The sequence below is a fragment of the Pseudomonas floridensis genome (assembly GCF_002087235.1).
GTDB classification, from domain to species: domain Bacteria; phylum Pseudomonadota; class Gammaproteobacteria; order Pseudomonadales; family Pseudomonadaceae; genus Aquipseudomonas; species Aquipseudomonas floridensis.
In genome coordinates this window covers 1-880 of the sequence record NZ_MUIO01000210.1, presented here as the reverse complement: position 1 = coordinate 880, position 880 = coordinate 1, and the positions used below count along the sequence as shown (strand labels likewise).

Here is an 880-nt window from a genome sequence, read left to right as displayed (position 1 = left end):
GGCTCTGTTGCAAAAATCGTGAAGCTTGAGCATGCTTGGCGGAGATTGGACGGACGGAACGATGACGGATTTCAAGTGGCGCCATTTCCAGGGTGATGTGATCCTGTGGGCGGTGCGCTGGTATTGTCGCTATCCGATCAGCTATCGCGACCTTGAGGAAATGCTGGCGGAACGCGGCATTTCGGTCGACCATACGACGATCTATCGCTGGGTCCAGTGCTACGCCCCGGAGATGGAGAAGCGGCTGCGCTGGTTCTGGCGGCGTGGCTTTGATCCGAGCTGGCGCCTGGATGAAACCTACGTCAAGGTGCGGGGCAAGTGGACCTACCTGTACCGGGCAGTCGACAAGCGGGGCGACACGATCGATTTCTACCTGTCGCCGACCCGCAGCGCCAAGGCAGCGAAGCGGTTCCTGGGCAAGGCCCTGCGAGGCCTGAAGCACTGGGAAAAGCCTGCCACGCTCAATACCGACAAAGCGCCGAGCTATGGTGCAGCGATCACCGAATTGAAGCGCGAAGGAAAGCTGGACCGGGAGACGGCCCACCGGCAGGTGAAGTATCTCAATAACGTGATCGAGGCCGATCACGGAAAGCTCAAGATACTGATCAAGCCGGTGCGCGGTTTCAAATCGATCCCCACGGCCTATGCCACGATCAAGGGATTCGAAGTCATGCGAGCCCTGCGCAAAGGACAGGCTCGCCCCTGGTGCCTGCAGCCCGGCATCAGGGGCGAGGTGCGCCTTGTGGAGAGAGCTTTTGGCATTGGGCCCTCGGCGCTGACGGAGGCCATGGGCATGCTCAACCACCATTTCGCAGCAGCCGCCTGATCGGCGCAGAGCGACAGCCTACCTCTGACTGCCGCCAATCTTTGCAACAGAGCC

Annotated in this window: 1 protein-coding gene; it reads left to right on the top strand. The window is 60.6% G+C overall.

Features of this window, described 5'->3' with window-relative positions; translation table 11 throughout:
* The first annotated feature begins 61 nt into the window (after positions 1-61).
* Entirely contained in the window at positions 62-826 is a 765-nt protein-coding gene (locus tag BZK31_RS28275) for an IS6-like element IS6100 family transposase (protein ID WP_001389365.1), read from the top strand.
* Positions 827-880 lie beyond the last annotated feature (54 nt).